Raw genomic sequence first — 18,610 nt, 5'->3', positions numbered from 1 at the left:
GGGGGTGGGCTGGGTGGCGCGGGCGGCGCGCACCTGGGTGCTGGCAGTAAGGGCGGTGTATTCGTAGGCTTGTCGGGTGCCGTTGCCGGCCAGCGCGCGCACGCGCAGCTGGATGCGGGCGCGCAGGCGGTCATCGGTTTCGCCGGCTTGCCGTTGCACGGCATAAAACGCGGCTTTGTGATCCAGGTCGGCCCCGGTGGCAAAGGCCAGCAGCCAGGCGCGGGCGGCCTCGTTGACGCGCTGACGGTACAGCAGCTCGCGGTATGCGTGGGCCTGCATCAGCTTGGTGAGCGGCTCGCTTTCCAATTCGATCACGGCTGCTGCTTCGGGGTAGCGGGCCAGCAGGTCGGCTTTGTGGGCGGCAAAGATGCGCTCGTGGTCGAGGGCTTCGACCACCGATGGGGCGGGCAGCGTGCTGAGGTCTATGGTCACAGGGCTACCTCGATGTGCAGGGCCTGGGTGCGGGTGCCCACCTCGCGCACGCTGGCCTCGATAAGTATGCTGGCGCGGCCTGGCTGGACAGCGCCGCTGTCAGCATCGGTGCGCGGTGTGAGTTGCGCACTCTGCACCAGCAGGCGCGGCTCCCAGCGGGTGATGGCCGCCACGGCAGCGGCGCTGATGCGGCTGGCAACGGCCGCGTTAAGGGGGTGATCCAGCAACGCTGGCACCAGACTGCCGTAGTCGCGGCGCATGACCCGGCTGCCAATGGGTGTAGTAAGTATGTCTTGCACCGACTGGCGCAAGTGGGCCAAGCCGCCCAGGGCGCGGCCGCTGGCGTGGTGCATGCCGGGCATCAGTCGCCCCCCTCTTTGGGCGTGCCTTGGGCGGCCCATTCGGCGTCGGTGATCAGCCAGCAAACGCGGGGGTTGATTTGCCAAGGGATGGGCAGCGTGCCGTTTGGCCTGTCTTGCTTTGTCCAGGTCATGATGGCTGCGTAAATCAAGCCGGTGCGCGACGATTTAAACGTCTCGTAAGGCGGTGGCGGCTGGTCACTGCTGATGCCTGCGGGGATGCTGCCGTTGTACAGGCCAATGTGGTCGCGCGCGGTGTCCAGCACGTCGTCAGCCCAAGTGCCAGCGGCCGGATCGTGCGCTGTAGCGACAAAGGCGTCCCACGCCAGATGGGTGGTGCCATTTTGCTCAACGCGCCGCCACACGCTGGGGCGCACGCGCTGGTAGTACAACGCCTCGTTGATTTGGTTGGTGTCCTCTGGCAGCTCGGCCAGGATGTTGTAGTGGTAACCCGCGCCAACGATGCCCCAGCTCGATGGCTGGCCGCGATAAGTCAGCCGGGAATAGCTGGCGAGGTAGCGCACTTGCGCCTCGGCTGGTGTGGCATCAGGCAAGGTGCCGCCCAGCCACCCTGGTGCGTCACCGCTACCGCTTCCACTACCGCCGCCACCACCACCACCGCCCACGGGCGGCCCTGAAACCATTGGGCCGCTGATCACGCCAGTATGGATATGGCTGACCAGGCTGACGCCGCCGGCCACCACGTCGGCGCTGGCGGTGACGATGCCGCCCGCCAGGGTGAGGGTGGCCCCACCGGCGCTGAGGGCTATTTGCTCAGGGGTGATGGTGAGCGTGGCATCGCCCACCCCGAATTCGATTTTGCTGGTGCATTCGGCGCTGAGGGTGCCGTTTTCCCACTGCCAAAAATCGGCGGCGTTGAAGTCGTCGCGGGCCACGGCGGCGGTGCGCTCGCCAGCGGGCATGGCGGTAGAAAACATGCCGGGCAGCACCACGGCGCGGGCCAGGTCGCCACCGGGGGCCAGCAAGATGCCTTGCTCGCCCACCACGGGGGGCCACCAGGTGCGCCCGCCGTTGGTGCCGCCGGCGCGGCGCTCCAGCCAGGGGAGCCAGTCGGTGGTGATGTCGCCGGTGGCAAAGCGCAGCATGGCCTTGGCCACGTCAACCTCGGCCACGGTGCCGGTGCGCAGCATCATGCCGGCCACGCGGGCGGCGTCTTGCGGGTCGGCTTCGGGGTTGTAAGTGTCGGGCAGCATGTGCCAGCGATGGTGCCGGTGCGTGCGCGTTGGCACCAGCAATGGTGCTTGTAGCGGCGGGCGCTACATTTTTTGGGGTGTGAGGTGATCCAGCACCAGGGCCTTGATGGTGTCTTGGGCGTTGTCGCTCAGGCCCAGCAACGGGCGCTCGGCATAGGTGTGTTCTGGGCCGCCGGGGCTTACGCGGTCGGGCAAGCCAAATTGATGCACACGGGCGATGCGCAACACGCGGCCAGCAAAGGTGATGCTGGCGTCGTCTGGCGTGGCCTTGATGGGCAAATAGCGCGTCTGGCGCAGCTTGGCCATCATGGGGCCTTGGCGCTGGCGGGCTTTGGACAGACCGGCGCGCACACCGTTGGCGGCGATGATGCGCGCTTTGCGCGCTTGCCACGGCGTGCCATCAGGCGCGGTTTGCGCGCGCATGCTGGCTTGGTTTTGGCGGCGCAGCTCGCGCGCTATCTTGACGGCCAGGCTGCGGCGCGCGGGGGCGTCCAGCGCGGCAATGAGGGGTTGCAGCCAACTGGCCAGGGCTTGCAAATCGGTGGCGGTCTGGCTCATGCCCGGCGCACGTCGATACCCATGGCGGCCAGATGACTTTGGGCGCGCGGCAGTGCGGGGCCGTCGAAGGTGGCGATGGTTTCGCGCTCGCCGCCGGGGTGTTGCAGGTCGATCTGCCAGCGCTCGGGTTTGTCGGCAAAGCCCAGCGGGCCTGGTTCGGGGGCGTGGTGGGTGGCGGTGACGTGGCCCGCCGCGTCGTATTGCACGATGACACGTTCTGTCATCGACAAGCGCAGATGCAGGTCGATCACGCCTGGATCGTCCAGCAATTGGACGTTGAATTCAAATGCGCGGTCTGTTTTTGCGGGGTCGGCGTACAGCTCTTGCTGTTGCAACTTGTGCCAGGCCAGCACGGGCAGCAGCACCACGTCGGGATGTTCGGCCAGGCCCAGCACCCACACCAGGGCGGTGTACTGCATTTCAAAGCTGAGGCTGTCCGTGCCGGTGCTGATGATGCGCCCGCCATCGGTCAGCACCACCACCTCGGCCGGGTTGTCTTGTTTGGTGCGCTGCACGGCGGCCAGGATGGTGGCGCGCAGGCTGTTGAGTTTGAGCATATGGCGCGCGCCTTATTGGGGCCAAGCTTGTTGATACATCACTGAGTCGGCGGCGTGCCCTGAAGCTGCGCGCGCCATGCCTGCACCCGCTTGCTCCATGTCTGCAAGTACGGTTGCGATGGCTGCGGCTCTTGCGCTGCTGGCATCGGCGGCGGCGGTGGACACGCCACAACTGCGGATGGTGTTAAGGGCGGTGTCGAGGGCGCGGCGCAAGCGGTCACGCTCAGCAGCAGCGGCAGGGTCAGCCAGTGCAGCCGTGTCGCGCTGGGCAGCTTGTGCGCGTTGGTTGCGGGCGGTGTTGAGTGCGTCATTTTGGGCGTCCTTTTGGGCTTGGTTGTCGGCATTGGCTTGGGCAGCAGCTGCGGCAAGGGCGACGCGCTCAGCGTCCCACAGTTGCTGTACAGCGGCGCGGCCATTGGCATCGCCTTGTGCGCGTGCTGCGTTGATTTGGCTGGCGTACCACCACCACGCGGCGGCCAGCAAGGCAGCGCCAGCCAGGTAGGGCCAGGCGCGTTTGATGATTAGCACAGCGACGGTCATCAGTCTGTCCAGTGCAGGCACAAATCGAGTTCGTTGTCGCGCCGGGTCACCAACCCGCGCAGCGTCACAAGCTCGCCGCCCACGCGAGCTTTAACCCACCGCACCAGTTCGTTGCACCCTCCTACAACGTCGCCCGCATTAAAGCGTTTGCGCATCGTCGCCCCGGCCAACTTTCCCTCGCCCAAGTTGTACGCAAAATCAATCAGCGCGGCCTGCTGCCAGCGGTTGAGTTGCGCATAGGTGTTGATCTGTCGCTGCACCGCGCCTTTGGCGACGCGCAGGTGCTTGCTTTCCAGTGCCTCGCACTCGGCGGGGGTGTATCGCTTACCCCTGATCACATCGGGGCCGGTGACCCCGGCGCACACGGTCAGCACACCTGCTGGATCCAGGTAAGGTACGTAGCGCCGCCCCTCGTGGTGCACCATCAAGATGCCCGCAATGGCAAGCGCTGATGCACCAGCGGCACCGGCCTTGATGAGTTGGGCGCGTAGTTGTGGCGTCACTTGGATCGCTCCAACGGCACGCCATCGGTGTCGTACTCAGTCAGTGGTGTGGGGTGGCCGATCACCGAGTATTCGGGGTACTGCGTGTGCCCGTCAACGACGGGCACACCGGCCTGCATCATCTTGAGCCGCATCTCATGCTCGGCTTCGCGGCGGCGGTTTTCGGCGTGCTGTAACTCTGCAAACAAATCACTCTCGGCTTGCAGGCGTGCAATATCGCGTTCGCGTAAACGGCTGGCCTTGCCTTTGTAATACACCGTAGCCGCGCCGACCACCAGGGGCACGACAATGCCAACGATCATGGCCAGGTCTATGTGCTCGACCATGCCGATAACCGCCGTGGCTGCGCCCGACGCTGCCGTCATGGGCATGCCAGCCTTGGAAAAAAATGCATCTATCCGGTTCATGATGCCCCCCTATTGCCGCACGTTGGGCAGCATTTACGCGCGCGCTTTGGGCAGCACTTCGGGCAGTGCGGTGCTGGTACGGGCCTTGGCCTACCCCCAATCAGGATGGTGCCGATGGCCGCGCCAACGAATGCGCCCAACCCGGCTGCGGTCATCAGCATGAGGTTGATGCTCTCGGATACGTTGGCGATCATGCTTGCCCCCGCCACGCCTTAAACCAAGCGCCAATTTTGAAGCTGATGCCTATCACCACGTAAGGCACCCTGCCAAAGCTGCCCGACTCATCAGGGTCGCGGTACAGCGCATATTCAAGCTTGGCCCCCACGCTGCGGATCACGCACAGCGGGCCTACGTTGGCAAAGGTCTTAAGGTGGTACACGTCGCCGCACTTAAGCAGCATGTGCCCCGGCTTGCTGCGACCAACATCAGCAGCGCCACTGATCACCATGGGCCGCGCGGCCACGTCGGTGCCCAGGCTCACACTCAGGGCGCTGGCACGGTTGCGCCAACCCACCCACACCCACCGCGCCCACAGGCTGCGCGGATGGTGGCCTTTGGCGTAGTAGCTACCGCCCCCATAGGCTGGATCGCTGTAGCTGACCCACACCTCACCGGGCAACAGGCCATCAGCGCCAATGTCTTTACGGTCGATCCATTGCCCGTCGCGCAGCACACCGTGCCCATCGCCATTGAGGGATACGTTGTTGTCCCAGCGGCTGGCCCATGCGGGCAGCTTGTCGGCACCGCGCGGGGTAAACGGCAGCGCATAGGCGCACACCACCGGGGCCAATGCGTCGGCCCACAGCGTTTTGTCCTCTTGCGTTTTTGCGCGCTTGATGCAAGCCAGCGCAGCGGCCTTGTCGTGGTCGCTCACGTCTGGCAAAGCGGCCAGCTCTTTGGCTGCGGCGTCGGTGTTGCGTGCCAGCAGGCGCACGGTCAGGATGCCCAGCACGGGCAACAGGTGGGCTACGGCGATGGCTGTCAGCAGGACGATGCCGATGGTGGGCAGGTAGTGGGTCATGGTGGGTTAATCCCAAAGCTGGATAAGTGCGCGCGGGGCGGCGGGTGGTGCCACCAGGGTGATGGGGTGGCCTTCGGGCAGGTCGGCGGCCACGTGGGCCAGGCCGGTGTTGGCCTCTAGCGTGGCTTCGACCACGCCGGCGGTGCGGCCCAGGTAGCGCCAGGCGATGGCATCCAGGGTGTCGTGCTGGTGGGCGTGGACGGTGCGGTGGGTGGTGGTCATATCAGCTCCACGGTTTCGCGCATGCGCTGCATCACGTCGGCAATGGCGTTGCGCATGTCGCGCCAGTGGTCGGCGGTGCGCAGGCCCACGCTTTCAAGGACGCGTGCGTCTTTGCCCATGCCGGCGGGCAGCGTGGATTGGGCGCGGCGGGTGTCTTCAAGTTGACCCATGGCGGCATGGGCAATGGCGCGCCGGTAGGCGTGCAGGCGCACGGATTGGCTTGCGATTTGCGGCGCTGGCACGTCGGCCAATGTGGTGTGGCCCGCGCCTTGTTGCTGCGCTGCCCAGTCGCGCAGTTGGTCGTTAACGTGGGTGAGCGCGGCCAGGATGGCAGCGCGCAATTGCTCGGGCGTGGTGCCGCCGTCAAAGCGGCCAATGGCACGCAGGTCGGTGGTGGCGATGGCCGGAAAAAACGGCTCGTTGTCGATGACCTCGGCCGGGACATCGGCGGGGGGAATGTGGGCGATGAATCCGGTCATGGCGCGGGCTTTTTATGCGGGCCGGCGGTGGGCGGAGGGGTGCGCGTGGCCGGTGCTTTGCGCTGGCTGCGCACCCCCCGCGCCGCCGGGTGGGGGGCACTCGGTTGGGTCAGGTTTTTGGTTTGCGTTTGGTGGCCGGTTTGGTGGCCGGTTTGGTGGCTGGCTTGTTGCCTGGTGTGGCTGCTGCCGCAGCCACTGGCGCTGCGGTGGCGGTGGCGGCGTCCAGCAGCTTTTGCACGGCGGCTATGTCTTTTTTGACGCCGGCATTGGTGTCGAGTTGCTCGGCCTGTTGCAGGTGGCCCAAGGCCAGTGCCAGCGTGGCGGCGCTCAAACTTTTCCAGTCGCCGGGCTGGCCGGCCAAGGTGGTCTTGCCGGCCAGGCCGTAGGCAATGGCTTTGTGGGCTTTGGCGCGGGACTGGTCGGGCATGTTGGATCCTTGGGTGGCGTGCAGCGCCTCGGCCAGGTGGTGGCTGATGTCAGCGCCGCTCATGCGGCCGCTCAAGGCTGCGTCGGCCATGAGGTCAACCATCAAGGTGGCGGCGTTGCGCTTAAATTCATCGGGCATGTCGATGCCGTGACGGATGGCGTACTGGCCCAGCGCCAGCGCCAGCGCCCACGCGCCGGCATCGAGCGCCCATACGGTGCAGTAGCTGACGATGGTGTCTTGGCCACCGGCGTCGGCTTGCAACACGCCTTGCAAATAGGGCGTGATCTCGGGCAGCACCTGGGCTTTGTGCGCCTCACGCGCCTGGCGCGACTGCAAGGCCGACAGCAACGCGCGCTGGGTGTGCAGCCATTGCAGGGCTTGCTGCTGGCCGGTGAGTTGGTCGGCGCTGCCTTGGTTGGCAGCGCTGACACGCTGAAAGTGGTTACGTGCGTGCCCCATGGTGATCTGGCTCCTGTGGTTGCGTGGTGTGCAGGCCCGGTCGATGGCGGGCCTGCACCGCGCGGTGCTTAGGCGGCGGTGATGTTTTCGATCAGCGCTGCACAGCCGTAGTCTTCGACCGGGTAGGCGTCGTTGCTGGACTCAAAGTTTTCGATGCGGTCGCGCTTGGGGTTGTCGATCAGGTGGCGGCGGCGCGCGCCGGTCTGGTAGTAGATGGACAGGTTGTCCAGTCGCGTGATCAGCACAGCGTTGGCCGGGAAGTAGGGCACGGTGACGGGCACCAGGCCGCCGACGCGCTTTTGGCTGAGGATGACATTGGCAGCCAGGCTCTCGGTGGGAGACTGGTCAATGTCGATCAAGCCAAAAAACTTGTCGTGCAGCAGGTCGCTGCCCATGATGGCGACAAGCCCTGGATCGTCGCGGTACCAGGGGTCGATGAGGGCGTACTTGGCGTCGTAGATTAGGGCGTCGAGGTTTTTGTAGTCGCCGCTGGCCCCGACTGTGATTTGGCCGCTGCCACTGACTACTTCGGCCATGTGGCGGGCCGGGGCGTCGGTGCGCAGGTTGTGCAGCCAGCCTTTGTTGACGTCTTGCAAAAGCGGGTTGGTTACCAAGTTGGTGTCGGCGGCCACGCTGGTGCCGTTAAAGCCGATCATGATGCGGTCGAGCGCCTGCCGCTGAACGATGGCATTGCGCAAGCGCACTTGAAAGTCCGGGAATTTGGCCCAGGCGTCGATCTTGGCGTAGCGCAGGTGGGTGTCGTAGTTGGTTTGCTCGCAGCGGTAGCGCTGGTTGTTCAGGTCGGACACGTCGCGGGTTTGGCGCTCGGCGTTGGTGGTGTCGGTGCGGCTTGCGACCGGGCCGGTGACCCCCAAGCCGATTTTCTCGCCCTCTTGCTCGCGCACGCCGATGACGTTGATTTTTTTCAAAAAGTCGCTGGACTCTTGCATGCGGTTTTCCAGCGTTTGTTGCACGCTGGGCGCGACGTTGAAGGTTTCGGCGACGGAGGTAACGCCGTTGAGTTTGGCCACCTGGGTGAGAAAGCCGTTCAGGGCTTGGCGGGTTTCGGGGTACATGGCGGTTGTCCTTGTGTGTGTTTGTGTGTGTTTGGCGTTGACTTTTGGCGTTGATTTTTGGCGAGGGCGGTTTGGGTGTCAGCAGTCGGTTACTTCGGCGCTGGTGCCGCCCGTGGATGCTTTGCGCGCGGGCGCGGCGGGCGTTGTTTCGAGCTGCTTTTTCAGGTTGGCAAAGTCGGTTTGCAGTTGCGTGTGCGCAGCTTGCAGGGCAGCAAAGTCCTGGCCTTGCTGATCAAATTGCGTGGCGGTGGCGTCGGCAAAGGCGTCCAGCGTGGCGGCGACTTCGGCGGCCAGGTCGGCGGTGGTTTTGTCGGCGACCTTGAAGCGGGCTGTGAACTTGTCGCGCAGGGTGGCAAACAGTTCGCTGAGTTTGCTGTCGGCGGCGGCGTCGTCGTCTGACAAATCAAAGTCGATGGGGTTGGCCATGGCGAACGCCAGTGCGCTGGATTTTTTGCCGATGACGCTGAAAGGCTCGGCGCTGGCGCTGGCAGCGGCGGCGGTTTGCTGGGTACTGAAGGCCAGGCGCTGGGTGCCCAGGCTGGCGGGGCTGTCGGTAAGGGCCAGCCCGACCATGTAAGCCTGGCCGGTGCCGGCGAAGTTTTCGATGATTTCAATGCTGCTGTAAACCTTTTGGCCCTTTTGGTTGGCGGCGATGGCGCGCTCGTTGGGCAGCAGGTCGGCATACAGGGCGACGCGCCCGTCTTTCAGGTTTTCGGTGCTGAGTGCGGTGACGTCGCCCAGCGCGCCAAATTCTGACTCATGCATTGCACCGCGCAGGTGTTCGACATTGATGCGTGCGGCATAGATGCCTACGGGGTCGTAGTTGTCGGCGGCCTGGGTGAGCCAGTCGGCTTTGATTTCGCGCCCGTCGATGGTGGGGCCGCTGGTGGCAACGCGGAAGCGCTTGGCTTTGGTGTTTTTCATATCGGCATGGTCGGTGTGTTGACGATGCCGCAATGGTTGCCGCTGCGCCCATCGCGCGCAATGCAGGGCGCTTGTAGGGCGCGGTGCTACTTTTTTTGGGGGTGTGCCGTGGCGTGCCAAGGCTATCCAATCGGCGCATGCCCAGCAACAAGACCCCTGCCGCACGCAAGCGCGCGACAACCAAGCGCCCAGGCCGTGCACCTGCCAAGCGCCCACCTGGTGTGCCCAAGGCGCTGCCGGTGCGTGCTGATTCTGCCGCGCAGGTGGTTGCGCTGGCAAGTGATGCGGTGCCCGCCGGCGGGTGGCCGGATGGCTTTGGCCTGGCACCAGCGCCGCAGGTGCAAGACTTGCGCCGGCAGGCGCGCAGCATGTTTTGGGGCGGCTTTCGCATCGCCGCTATTGCGCGCGCGCTGGACATCAAGCGCACCACCTTGCATGGCTGGGCCAAGGCCGAGGGGTGGAGCAAGGCTAAGCCCGTTGATAAGGTGGTGGGCAGCCTGGAGGTGCGACTGGCGTACCTGATTGGCTTGCCGGCCAAAGAAGGCCAGCACCTGAAAGAAATTGATTTACTGGCGCGGCAGATGGCGCGCTTTGTGGTGCCCGCGTTTGATGGTGCAGTGGCGCGGCCGCTGGGCGCGGATGGATCGCCGCTGGTGCCCGATCATGTGGGCCGGCTGCCGGCGCTGGGGTCGGACGAACACCCGGACGGGCGCAAGGTGCGGCGCAAGCGGCCAACGGCCAAGGCCCCCAAAAATCACTTTGATCCTGAGCATGTGCAGGAGCTGCAAGCGGCTTATACCGATTTGCTTTACAGCCACCAGCAGCTTTGGCAAAAGCACATTGGCGAGCGCGTGCGGCTGATCTTAAAAAGCCGCCAGATTGGTGCCACGTGGTACTTCGCGCGCGAGGCGTTGATAGACCTGCTGACGACAGCGCGCAGCCAAGTTTTTTTGTCGGCCAGCCGGGCGCAGGCGGACCTGTTTCGCAGCCACCAACGCGGCTTTGTGCGCGAGGTGCTGGACATGGATTTAGAGGGCGACCCGATTGTGTTCAGCAACGGCGCGCGTGAGTTTTTCTTAGGCCGCAACGTGGCCACGGCGCAGGGGTACGCGGGCAACCTTTACTTTGATGAAATTTATTGGGTGCCGAATTTTGGGGTGATGGAAAGCACGGCCGGTGCCATTGCCACACACAAGCACTTTCGCAAGACTTATTTTTCAACGCCTAGCACGGTCACCGCCGATGCGTATGACTTGTGGACGGGCGAGCGCTTTAACACCGGACGGTCGAAGGCTGAACAAGTTGCTATCGATTTGAGTTCAAAGCGCCTGATCAAAGGCCACCGTGGTGGCGATGGTGTGTGGCGCAACCTGATGTCGGCTGAGCAAGCTGTGTTGATGGGCTTTGACCGGATCGACCTGGAGCAACTGCGGCGCGAAAACGCACCAGCGGCTTATCGCAACTTGTACATGTGCGAATTTGTGGATGACCAGACGGCGGTCTTTCCTTACGAGTGGCTGAAGGGCTGCGGGGTGGACAGTTGGGACGCCTGGGCTGCTGACTGGCAACCTTTTGCGCCCCGGCCTTTTGGCTATCGCGGGGTGTGGGTGGGCTACGACCCGAGCGGCGGCAACCCCGATGGCGATGCCTGCGGGCTGGTGGTGGTGGCCCCGCCGGATGCGCCGGGCGGCGCGTTCAGGGTGCTGGAGTACCACCGGCTGCATGGTGACGACTACGAGGCGCAAGCGCGGTTTATCAAGCAGATTACCGAGCGCTACAACGTTCTGAAAATGGGCATCGACGTGACGGGGCTGGGGCAAGGTGTGTTCCAGCTTGTTCAAAAATTTTTCCCGGTGGCCACGCCCATCCATTACTCGCCCGAGGTCAAGGCGCAGCTGGTGATGGGGGCACAAAACGTGATGCGGCGCGAGCGCTTGCAGTGGGATGCTGGCGCGGCCGATTTGGTGCAGAGTTTTATGGCCATCAAGCACGGCAGCACGCGCGGCGGGCAATTGACCTATGTGAGCGGGCGGCGCAAAAAAACCGGCCACGCTGACCTGGCCTGGGCGCTGATGAACGCCCTGAGTTTTGAACCGCTGACGGGCGCAGGCCCGACAGCCAACGTTGTTGAGGTATTTTGATCATGAGTCGTAAAAACCGTGTACGCACCAAGGTGCAGGGCCATGTGCGCGATGCCGCACCAGCCGATGGGGGCAAGTTGAGTCATGAGGCTTTTTCGGTCGCTGAATTTTCGTTTGGCGATGCCACGTCGGTACTTGATGGGCGCTGGCTGATGGATGTGTGGGAGTGCAGTGTGTGGGGCAAGTGGTACGAGCCGCCTGTGCCGCGCGAGTACCTGGCCAAGTGTTTGCGTGTCAACCCGCACCATGCCAGCGCCATCACCTACAAGCGGCAGTTGCTAGAGCGGGCCTTTGTGCCGCACCCGCTGTTGTCGCGGGCTGAGTTTTCCGCTTTTGTCTTGGACTGGTTGACGTTTGCCGATGCCTACGTGCGGCCGGTGCGCAACCTGCTGGGCGGCGTGCTGCGCTACGAGCGAGTGATGAGCAAGTGGACGCGGCGCGGGCGGGATGACCTGAGCCAATATTTTTATTTGACGCCAGGTGAAGTCGAACACGCTTTCACACCGGGCGAGGTGTTCCATCTGCGGACGCCGGACGTCAACCAAGAAATTTACGGGGTGCCCGACTATCTGGCGGCGCTGCAAAGTGCGCTACTCAACGAGTCGGCCACGCTGTTTCGACGCAGGTTCTACAACAACGGGGCGCACGCCGGTTTTATCCTGTACAGCACCGATGGCAAGCTGAGTGACCAGGCTCAGAAGGCCATCGTTGATCAGTTGCGCGCGGTGAAGGGCAATGGCAACTTCCGCAACCTGTTTGTGCACGTGCCCGAGGGCAAAGAGGATGGGTTGAAGGTGGTGCCCTTCAACGAGGTGGCTGCTAAGGATGACTTTTTGAGCATCAAGGATGTGAGCCGCGACGACGTGCTGGCCGCACACCGCATGCCACCCAGCCTGATCGGCATCGTGCCCAAGTCGGCCGGCGGTTTGGGCGACATTGCCAAATCAGCCGACGTGTACCACCGCACTGAAGTCGAGCCGATCATGCAAGCGCTGGTGCAGCTCAACGATTGGGCCGGCGATGAGGTGATCCGCTTCGCACCCTACGAGCCAATGGCCACGGCAGCGTCTGCATCCCCCGCGCCTGGCAGCGCCGCCAGGTAGCCGCTTACCACGCCCACCCACCAAGCCGCCTGCGGGCGGCTTTGTTGCGCCCGCACGCCGCGCAGGCACCCCCCTGCCCCGCCAAAACGCGCCCCGCGCACACCTCCCCACCCCCTCTTCCCGCGCCGTCCCCCCGTCCCCCGGCTCTTGAAAATGAGACCTTTGTATGGCGACGCCTCAATGACCCCGAAATTCACAACTGGCGCGGGCCACGCGCCGATTCTTCTTTTTTTCGTGTGGCAATATGTGACCGGATATGGCGGCGCGGCGTAGTGCGTTTGTGGCACACGCTGCTAACGCCTACTTTTTTTGGGGCAACTTTTGGGGCAACTTTTAATTTTTCTTCTTTTTTCCCTCTAAATATGATCGCCGCCACGCCGACCAATAAAATCAACGGGTTACAGTTCAAAAGACTGTAGCCCGTTTTTTTACAGCCTAGGCAGCTTGTAGTCCTTGAGCTGTTCACGCAGTCGGGTCTTGAGCATCTTGCCAGTCGCACCCAGCGGGATGGCGTCGACAAACACCGCGTCGTCGGGCACTTGCCACTTGGCCACCTTGCCTTCATAAAAAGCCAGCAGCTCGTCGCGTGTGACTTCCTGACCCGGCTTTTTAACCACCACCACAATCGGGCGCTCGTCCCACTTGGGGTGTGCCATGCCGATACAGGCCGCCATGGCCACCGCCGGATGCGCCATGGCGATGTTTTCCACGTCGATGGAGCTGATCCATTCACCGCCGGACTTGATGACGTCTTTGCTGCGGTCGGTGATTTGCATGAAACCATCGGCGTCGATGGTGGCCACATCGCCTGTCGGGAACCAGCCGCCAACCAGCGGATCACCGCCATCACCTTTGAAGTACTGCGCCACCACCCACGGCCCGCGCACCAGCAAATCGCCTGCCACGCCGGTGCCCCAGGGCATGTCTTTGCCATCGGCGTCCACCAGCTTCATGTCAACACCGAACATGCTGCGGCCTTGCTTCATGCGCACCTTGAGCTGCTCGGCCTCGGGCCAGGCCAGTTGTTTTTGCTTGAGCATCGACAGCGATCCCAGCGGGCTGGTCTCGGTCATGCCCCAGGCGTGCAGCACGTCCACGCCGTAGTCTTCGCGGAAGGTGGTGATCATGGCCGGTGGCGCGGCCGATCCACCAATCACCGTACGCGTCAGCTTGCTGAAGCGCAGCTTGTTCGGCCCAAGATGGCTGAGCAGCATTTGCCACACCGTGGGCACACCGGCGGCAAAAGTCACTTCTTCAGCCTCGATCAGCTCGTAGATCGACTTGCCATCCATGGCCGGGCCGGGAAACACCAGCTTGCAGCCCACCATGGCGGCCGCATACGGCAGGCCCCAGGCATTGGCGTGGAACATGGGCACCACGGGCAGCACCGCATCGCGCGCCGACAGGTTCATCACGTCAGGCAAGGCCGCCGCGTAAGCGTGCAGCACGGTAGATCGGTGGCTGTACAGCACGCCTTTGGGGTGGCCCGTGGTGCCGCTGGTGTAGCACAGGCTGGACGCCGTGTTCTCGTCGAACACCGGCCATTCATAGTCGCTGGATTGCCCGGCCAGCCAGGCTTCGTAGCTGAGCAGATTGGGGATGCCAGAGTCTTTGGGCAACTGCTCGGCATCGCACAGCGCTACCCAGTGTTTGACGGTTTTGCACTGGCTGTGCACGGCCTGGATGATGGGCAGAAAAGTCATGTCAAAGCACATCACCTGGTCTTCGGCGTGGTTGACAATCCAGGCCACTTGCTCGGGCACCAGGCGCGGGTTCAGCGTGTGCAACACACGACCAGAGCCGCTGACGCCAAAGTACAGCTCCAGATGGCGGTAGCCGTTCCAGGCCAGCGTACCCACGCGCTCGCCCGCCTTGAGGCCAAATTTGTCCATTCCGTTGGCCACCTGTTTGGCGCGGCGCTGCACATCGGCCCAAGTGTAGCGGTGAATGTCGCCCTCTACCCGGCGCGAAACGACTTCGGTATCCGCATGGTTGCACGCCGCAAAATCAATCAGTGTCGAAATCAAAAGCGGATGGTTTTGCATCAAACCCAGCATGGTTGTCTCCTCTTGCGTGTCTGGATGAACAGGGTCAACGTGCATACTAAATCATGCGCAGGCCATTTCCGCACAATCTGCAAGCTCATCGATGCTGCACCTGCCAGCCCACGTCACACGCGGGACAATTCACCCATGTTTTCGCCACCTCATCCATCCATTGCCAGCCACGACATGGGCTGGACATGGATCAACCGTTTTGCCGCGCTGGGCCAGCCGTTCTACACCCGGCTAGCCCCCAATCCGTTGCGCGATCCGTATTGGGTCGGCCGCAGCGCATTGATGGCAAAAACGCTGCAACTTGATGAGCATTGGTGGCAATCACAGCAAGCACTGGAGGCGTTTTCAGGCCACAACCATTTAGCAGGTAGCGACCCACTGGCCAGCGTCTACAGCGGCCACCAGTTTGGACACTGGGCGGGGCAGTTGGGCGATGGGCGTGCGCTGTTACTGGGTGAAATCCAACTGTCCGATGGCTCCGCGTGGGAGCTGCAACTCAAAGGCAGCGGCCTGACGCCTTATTCGCGCATGGGCGACGGGCGCGCGGTGCTGCGCTCATCCATCCGCGAATTTCTGGCCAGCGAAGCCATGCACGCGCTGGGCGTGCCCACCACGCGGGCACTGTGCATCACCGGCTCTGACCAGCCGGTGCGCCGCGAAGAGATGGAAACCGCCGCCGTCGTCACCCGCGCCGCACCCAGCTTCATCCGCTTTGGTCACTTTGAACATTTTTGCTACAGCGGCCAGCACGATGCCCTGCGCCACCTGGCCGACTTTGTAATTGCGCATTTCTACCCTGAGTGCCAAACTGCCGAGCAGCCCTACGCGGCCCTGCTGGAAGCGGTCACGCAACGCACCGCCGCCCTCATCGCGCATTGGCAAGCCGTTGGTTTTTGCCACGGCGTGATGAACACTGACAACATGAGCATTCTGGGCCTGACCATCGACTACGGCCCGTTCCAGTTCATGGACGGTTTTGACCCCGGCCACATCTGCAACCACTCTGACACCATGGGCCGCTACGCCTTCGGCAACCAACCCGCTGTGGCGCACTGGAACCTGCGCGCCCTGGCCTAGGCGCTGATGCCGCTGATCAAGCAACCCGAGCACGCCCTGGCGGCGCTAGCGCCTTTCCAGGCCAGTTTTACCCACGCCTTCAACCAGCGCATGGCCGCCAAACTGGGCTACGCCCAGGCCAACGAACATACCGAACGTTGGGCCAATGCTTTTCTGGCCCTGATGGCGCGCGAGCGCACCGACTACACCATCGCCTGGCGACAACTGGCCCAGCACGCTGCGGGCGCACCGGCCAGCGCGGTGCACGACATGTTCATCGACCGCGCCGCCATTGACGCTCTTTTGCTACAATATAAAGAGCTGTCAACGCTTAATGGAATTGCCCCAGATGCCCATTTGGCGCTCAAATCCAGCCCCGCCTTTGTGCTGCGCAACCATTTGGCCGAAGAAGCCATTGCACGAGCGAAACTCAAAGACTTTGCCATGATCAAAGACCTGCTCACGGTGCTCGAATCGCCATGTGACGACCACCCCGAGCGTACGGCTTGGGCCGCTTTCCCGCCCGACTGGGCGGCGCAAATCCAGATCAGTTGTTCCTCATGACCCATCCCGTGCACAAAACCGACGTCGAATGGCGCGCCCTGCTGGCCCACAAGAACGCCGAACCGCTGGCCTACGAAGTCACCCGCCACGCCGTCACCGAGCGCCCCTTTACCGGCCAATACGAGCAGCACTGGGCCGGTGGCATCTACAAATGCGTGTGCTGCGGCAACAAACTGTTCGAGTCCGACGCCAAGTTCGACGCCGGTTGCGGCTGGCCCAGCTTTTTCCGCGCCGAACCCGGTGCCATTGAAGAGCGGCGCGACACCAGCCACGGCATGGTGCGTGTCGAAACCGTGTGCGCCCAGTGCGGTGCCCACCTGGGTCACGTGTTTTCTGACGGGCCGCCGCCTACGCAGCTACGCTACTGCATGAACTCCGCCGCGCTGGATTTCGAGCCGCTGTAGACCTGCTTTTTGTACACTGCACCGCCTATGAAAACCCTGCTGGAGCTGGCTCCCCTCGTCCTGTTCTTCATCGCCTACAAGCTGTACGGCATTTACGCCGGAACGGCAGTGCTGATGCTGGCCACCTGCGTGCAAATGGCCACGCTGTACGCCATCGACAAAAAACTCAGCGCCATGCACAAAGCCACGCTGGCGCTGATTTTGATTTTTGGCGCGCTGACACTGTTGCTGCAAGACGAGCGCTTCATCAAATGGAAGCCCACCGTGCTCTACGCCGCCATGGCCCTGGTGCTGGGCGTGGCGCTGTGGGGGTTTCGCAAAAACTTCCTGCGCATGATGCTGGGCGGCCAACTGATGCTGCCCGATACCGTGTGGCAGCGCCTGACGGCCGCCTGGGTGGTCTACAGCCTGTTCATGGCCACCCTCAACGGCTGGGTGGCCGCCTACTGGTCCACCGACGACTGGGCCGCCTTCAAACTCTGGGGCTTTGTGTTTCCGCTGGTGTTCATCATCGGCCAGGGCGTGTACATCGCGCGCTATCTCAAAGATGAAGATGAAGACGGCACCAAGGACAACCACGTGCCCCAACCTGTCAGCCCACCCAGAGACGCCCCATGAATGCCCCTGTCCCTACCACTGCCACGGCAACCCCTTTGGCCGACCAAATGGCCGCGCACCTGCACCAGCAGCTTCAACCCACCGCGCTGGAGGTGCTGGACGAAAGCTGGCAGCACGAAGGCCACGCCGGTGCCAACGGCACCGGCTTTGGCACCCACTTCAGGGTACGCATTTCGTCACCCTTTTTTGCGGGAAAAGCACGGGTAGCCTGCCACCGGCTTGTGTATGATGCGCTGCACCATTTCATTGAAGAACAAGGCGTGCACGCACTCGCCATCGAAACCCGCTGACAAATTGACAAGGTTTTTCAAAAGCCCCACTCGCTTCGCAGCGTTGTCCGTCGGCCCCGACCGACTCTTTTCATCTTGATTTACCCATGAAAAAATTCACCCTGGCCGCCACCACCTCTGCGGCCCTGCTGGCCGCCGCACTGGCCCTGCCCGCTTTGGCCCAGAACGTGGCCGTCGTCAACGGCAAGCCCGTTCCCAAGTCGCGCCTGGAGGCGCTGCAAAGCCAGATCAAGGCGCAAGCCGCCCGTACTGGTCGCCCCGTGCCGCCCGAGGTCGATGAACAGTTGCGCGAAGAAATCATCGCCCGCGAAATCTTCATGCAAGAGGCCGAGCGCCGTGGCCTGCAAGCCAGCCCCGATTTTCGCGACAAAATGGACCTGGCGCGCCAAAGCGTGCTGATCGGCGAGTTGTTTGCCGATTACCAAAAGAAAAACCCCATCACCGACGCCGAAGCCAAGGCCGAATACGACAGCGTGATCGCCAAAATGACGCCTCCCGATGGCGGCAAGGAATACAAGGCGCGCCACATCCTGGTCGAAAAAGAAGACGAGGCCAAAGCCATCACCGCCGAAATCAAAAAAGGCGGCAAGTTCGATGACATTGCTAAAAAGCAATCCAAAGATCCCGGTTCTGGCGCGCAAGGCGGCGACCTGGGCTGGTCCAGCCCATCGAGCTACGTGCCCGAATTTGCTGAAAGCCTGAAAAGCCTGAAAAAAGGCCAGATGACCGACACTCCGGTCAAATCGCAGTTTGGCTACCACATCATCCGCGTGGACGACATCCGCGACGCCAAAGCCCCCGAACCACCACCGTTCGAGTCCGTCAAGCCGCAAATCGAGCAGCAGTTGCAGCAGCAAAAGCTGGCCAAGTTCCAAGAAGAGTTGCGTGCCAAAGCCAAAGTCGAATAAAGCCCAACCCGTTTTTGCTTATACAAGCCGCCCAACCAGGCGGCTTTTGTTTTTCTGGATCATTCAAGATACGTGTTTGACGGCACCTTTCAACCCATGTGCCCAAGCAAATGCAGCACAGTCAGATGACCATACCCACCAACCAACAAGAGCTATTACAAGCCATGCGTTCTAAGGAAGGTCTGCAAAAGTCAGCCCCATGACGGCCTGATCTGAGACAGTGGAGCGATGCAACAGACAAGCCTTGCCACCACTGGATTCGAGCTTGCAGCCAAACGCACGCGCAAGCGT

General features: G+C 62.9%; 21 protein-coding genes and 1 pseudogene. 7 read left to right on the top strand and 15 right to left on the bottom strand.

Features of this window, described 5'->3' with window-relative positions; genetic code table 11:
• The 14 genes from ACK5NW_RS06985 to ACK5NW_RS06920 form a co-directional block, all read right to left on the bottom strand.
• The coding region (locus ACK5NW_RS06985) for a baseplate J/gp47 family protein (RefSeq protein ID WP_416926440.1) at nucleotides 1-432 on the bottom strand (432 nt) is incomplete at its 3' end.
• Complete coding sequence (locus ACK5NW_RS06980; RefSeq protein WP_416926438.1) at nucleotides 429-794, bottom strand: GPW/gp25 family protein; 366 nt, start codon at nucleotides 792-794, stop codon at nucleotides 429-431. The genes ACK5NW_RS06985 and ACK5NW_RS06980, both read right to left, overlap by 4 nt.
• Nucleotides 794-2,005, bottom strand: a complete 1,212-nt coding sequence (locus ACK5NW_RS06975) for a phage baseplate assembly protein V (RefSeq protein ID WP_416926436.1) — start codon at nucleotides 2,003-2,005, stop codon at nucleotides 794-796. Before ACK5NW_RS06975 ends, ACK5NW_RS06980 begins: the two co-directional genes overlap by 1 nt.
• A gap of 63 nt (nucleotides 2,006-2,068) precedes the next feature.
• Nucleotides 2,069-2,563, bottom strand: a complete 495-nt coding sequence (locus ACK5NW_RS06970) for a phage virion morphogenesis protein (RefSeq protein WP_416926434.1) — start codon at nucleotides 2,561-2,563, stop codon at nucleotides 2,069-2,071.
• Nucleotides 2,560-3,120 (bottom strand): phage tail protein, encoded by a 561-nt coding sequence (locus ACK5NW_RS06965; protein WP_416926433.1) that lies wholly within the window; start codon nucleotides 3,118-3,120, stop codon nucleotides 2,560-2,562. The genes ACK5NW_RS06970 and ACK5NW_RS06965 overlap by 4 nt, the downstream gene beginning before the upstream one ends.
• Nucleotides 3,121-3,132: 12 nt before the next feature.
• Nucleotides 3,133-3,660 (bottom strand): hypothetical protein, encoded by a 528-nt coding sequence (locus ACK5NW_RS06960; protein ID WP_416926431.1) that lies wholly within the window; start codon nucleotides 3,658-3,660, stop codon nucleotides 3,133-3,135.
• Nucleotides 3,660-4,163 (bottom strand): lysozyme, encoded by a 504-nt coding sequence (locus tag ACK5NW_RS06955; RefSeq protein ID WP_416926429.1) that lies wholly within the window; start codon nucleotides 4,161-4,163, stop codon nucleotides 3,660-3,662. The genes ACK5NW_RS06960 and ACK5NW_RS06955 overlap by 1 nt, the downstream gene beginning before the upstream one ends.
• Complete coding sequence (locus tag ACK5NW_RS06950; protein WP_416926427.1) at nucleotides 4,160-4,570, bottom strand: hypothetical protein; 411 nt, start codon at nucleotides 4,568-4,570, stop codon at nucleotides 4,160-4,162. The genes ACK5NW_RS06955 and ACK5NW_RS06950 overlap by 4 nt, the downstream gene beginning before the upstream one ends.
• A gap of 190 nt (nucleotides 4,571-4,760) precedes the next feature.
• Nucleotides 4,761-5,591, bottom strand: a complete 831-nt coding sequence (locus ACK5NW_RS06945) for a hypothetical protein (protein ID WP_416926425.1) — start codon at nucleotides 5,589-5,591, stop codon at nucleotides 4,761-4,763.
• 6 nt (nucleotides 5,592-5,597) lie between these two features.
• Nucleotides 5,598-5,813, bottom strand: a complete 216-nt coding sequence (locus tag ACK5NW_RS06940; protein ID WP_416926423.1) for a tail protein X — start codon at nucleotides 5,811-5,813, stop codon at nucleotides 5,598-5,600.
• Nucleotides 5,810-6,292 carry a head completion/stabilization protein gene (locus ACK5NW_RS06935; RefSeq protein WP_416926421.1) on the bottom strand — a complete coding sequence of 161 codons (483 nt, stop codon included), beginning with the start codon at nucleotides 6,290-6,292 and terminating at the stop codon, nucleotides 5,810-5,812. Before ACK5NW_RS06935 ends, ACK5NW_RS06940 begins: the two co-directional genes overlap by 4 nt.
• 109 nt (nucleotides 6,293-6,401) lie before the next feature.
• Nucleotides 6,402-7,178: a phage terminase small subunit gene (gpM, locus tag ACK5NW_RS06930; RefSeq protein ID WP_416926419.1), complete on the bottom strand. Its 777-nt coding sequence runs from the start codon at nucleotides 7,176-7,178 to the stop codon at nucleotides 6,402-6,404.
• Nucleotides 7,179-7,246: 68 nt separating this feature from the next.
• Entirely contained in the window at nucleotides 7,247-8,254 is a 1,008-nt protein-coding gene (locus ACK5NW_RS06925) for a phage major capsid protein, P2 family (protein ID WP_416926416.1), read from the bottom strand.
• A gap of 78 nt (nucleotides 8,255-8,332) precedes the next feature.
• On the bottom strand, nucleotides 8,333-9,178 hold the full coding sequence (locus ACK5NW_RS06920) for a GPO family capsid scaffolding protein (RefSeq protein ID WP_416926414.1): 846 nt from the start codon (nucleotides 9,176-9,178) through the stop codon (nucleotides 8,333-8,335).
• Between the two features lie 137 nt (nucleotides 9,179-9,315).
• Between ACK5NW_RS06920 and ACK5NW_RS06915 the strand changes: the two genes are divergently transcribed.
• Both ACK5NW_RS06915 and ACK5NW_RS06910 read left to right on the top strand, forming a co-directional pair.
• Complete coding sequence (locus ACK5NW_RS06915) at nucleotides 9,316-11,319, top strand: terminase large subunit domain-containing protein (RefSeq protein ID WP_416926412.1); 2,004 nt, start codon at nucleotides 9,316-9,318, stop codon at nucleotides 11,317-11,319.
• A 2-nt stretch (nucleotides 11,320-11,321) separates the two neighbouring features.
• Nucleotides 11,322-12,422, top strand: a complete 1,101-nt coding sequence (locus ACK5NW_RS06910) for a phage portal protein (RefSeq protein WP_416926410.1) — start codon at nucleotides 11,322-11,324, stop codon at nucleotides 12,420-12,422.
• A 428-nt stretch (nucleotides 12,423-12,850) separates the two neighbouring features.
• Here ACK5NW_RS06910 and ACK5NW_RS06905 read toward each other — a convergent pair whose 3' ends face one another.
• Nucleotides 12,851-14,479: a 3-(methylthio)propionyl-CoA ligase gene (locus ACK5NW_RS06905; RefSeq protein ID WP_416926408.1), complete on the bottom strand. Its 1,629-nt coding sequence runs from the start codon at nucleotides 14,477-14,479 to the stop codon at nucleotides 12,851-12,853.
• A 135-nt stretch (nucleotides 14,480-14,614) separates the two neighbouring features.
• On the opposite strand from ACK5NW_RS06905, the pseudogene ACK5NW_RS06900 reads away from it, so the two are divergent.
• The 5 genes and pseudogenes from ACK5NW_RS06900 to ACK5NW_RS06880 all read left to right on the top strand — a co-directional run bounded on the left by ACK5NW_RS06900 (nucleotide 14,615) and on the right by ACK5NW_RS06880 (nucleotide 18,319).
• Nucleotides 14,615-16,099 (top strand): annotated as a pseudogene (locus tag ACK5NW_RS06900) (protein adenylyltransferase SelO).
• Nucleotides 16,096-16,503 (top strand): peptide-methionine (R)-S-oxide reductase MsrB, encoded by a 408-nt coding sequence (gene msrB, locus ACK5NW_RS06895; RefSeq protein ID WP_416926406.1) that lies wholly within the window; start codon nucleotides 16,096-16,098, stop codon nucleotides 16,501-16,503. Before ACK5NW_RS06900 ends, msrB begins: the two are co-directional and overlap by 4 nt.
• Before the next feature lie 27 nt (nucleotides 16,504-16,530).
• Nucleotides 16,531-17,121, top strand: a complete 591-nt coding sequence (locus tag ACK5NW_RS06890) for a septation protein A (protein WP_416926404.1) — start codon at nucleotides 16,531-16,533, stop codon at nucleotides 17,119-17,121.
• On the top strand, nucleotides 17,118-17,411 hold the full coding sequence (locus ACK5NW_RS06885; RefSeq protein WP_416926402.1) for a BolA family protein: 294 nt from the start codon (nucleotides 17,118-17,120) through the stop codon (nucleotides 17,409-17,411). Before ACK5NW_RS06890 ends, ACK5NW_RS06885 begins: the two co-directional genes overlap by 4 nt.
• An 86-nt stretch (nucleotides 17,412-17,497) precedes the next feature.
• The gene (locus tag ACK5NW_RS06880; protein ID WP_416926400.1) at nucleotides 17,498-18,319 is read left to right on the top strand and encodes a peptidylprolyl isomerase; all 822 of its coding nucleotides are present in this window, start codon (nucleotides 17,498-17,500) and stop codon (nucleotides 18,317-18,319) included.
• The last annotated feature ends 291 nt before the right edge of the window (nucleotides 18,320-18,610 follow it).

It is taken from the genome of Ottowia sp., assembly GCF_047975795.1.
GTDB lineage: Bacteria > Pseudomonadota > Gammaproteobacteria > Burkholderiales > Burkholderiaceae_C > Ottowia.
The sequence above is the reverse complement of the archived record's forward strand: the minus strand, read 5'-3'. Positions and strand labels throughout refer to the sequence as shown.

Bases quoted from the DNA above. Each gene is read 5' to 3' on its own strand.
- ACK5NW_RS06980 (WP_416926438.1), bottom strand. From the start codon at position 794: ATGCCCGGCATGCACCACGCCAGCGGCCGCGCCCTGGGCGGCTTGGCC.
- ACK5NW_RS06975 (WP_416926436.1), bottom strand. From the start codon at position 2,005: ATGCTGCCCGACACTTACAACCCCGAAGCCGACCCGCAAGACGCCGCC.
- ACK5NW_RS06970 (WP_416926434.1), bottom strand. From the start codon at position 2,563: ATGAGCCAGACCGCCACCGATTTGCAAGCCCTGGCCAGTTGGCTGCAA.
- ACK5NW_RS06965 (WP_416926433.1), bottom strand. From the start codon at position 3,120: ATGCTCAAACTCAACAGCCTGCGCGCCACCATCCTGGCCGCCGTGCAG.
- ACK5NW_RS06960 (WP_416926431.1), bottom strand. From the start codon at position 3,660: ATGACCGTCGCTGTGCTAATCATCAAACGCGCCTGGCCCTACCTGGCT.
- ACK5NW_RS06950 (WP_416926427.1), bottom strand. From the start codon at position 4,570: ATGAACCGGATAGATGCATTTTTTTCCAAGGCTGGCATGCCCATGACG.
- ACK5NW_RS06945 (WP_416926425.1), bottom strand. From the start codon at position 5,591: ATGACCCACTACCTGCCCACCATCGGCATCGTCCTGCTGACAGCCATC.
- ACK5NW_RS06940 (WP_416926423.1), bottom strand. From the start codon at position 5,813: ATGACCACCACCCACCGCACCGTCCACGCCCACCAGCACGACACCCTG.
- ACK5NW_RS06935 (WP_416926421.1), bottom strand. From the start codon at position 6,292: ATGACCGGATTCATCGCCCACATTCCCCCCGCCGATGTCCCGGCCGAG.
- gpM (WP_416926419.1), bottom strand. From the start codon at position 7,178: ATGGGGCACGCACGTAACCACTTTCAGCGTGTCAGCGCTGCCAACCAA.
- ACK5NW_RS06925 (WP_416926416.1), bottom strand. From the start codon at position 8,254: ATGTACCCCGAAACCCGCCAAGCCCTGAACGGCTTTCTCACCCAGGTG.
- ACK5NW_RS06920 (WP_416926414.1), bottom strand. From the start codon at position 9,178: ATGAAAAACACCAAAGCCAAGCGCTTCCGCGTTGCCACCAGCGGCCCC.
- ACK5NW_RS06915 (WP_416926412.1), top strand. From the start codon at position 9,316: ATGCCCAGCAACAAGACCCCTGCCGCACGCAAGCGCGCGACAACCAAG.
- ACK5NW_RS06910 (WP_416926410.1), top strand. From the start codon at position 11,322: ATGAGTCGTAAAAACCGTGTACGCACCAAGGTGCAGGGCCATGTGCGC.
- ACK5NW_RS06905 (WP_416926408.1), bottom strand. From the start codon at position 14,479: ATGCTGGGTTTGATGCAAAACCATCCGCTTTTGATTTCGACACTGATT.
- msrB (WP_416926406.1), top strand. From the start codon at position 16,096: ATGACCCATCCCGTGCACAAAACCGACGTCGAATGGCGCGCCCTGCTG.
- ACK5NW_RS06890 (WP_416926404.1), top strand. From the start codon at position 16,531: ATGAAAACCCTGCTGGAGCTGGCTCCCCTCGTCCTGTTCTTCATCGCC.
- ACK5NW_RS06885 (WP_416926402.1), top strand. From the start codon at position 17,118: ATGAATGCCCCTGTCCCTACCACTGCCACGGCAACCCCTTTGGCCGAC.
- ACK5NW_RS06880 (WP_416926400.1), top strand. From the start codon at position 17,498: ATGAAAAAATTCACCCTGGCCGCCACCACCTCTGCGGCCCTGCTGGCC.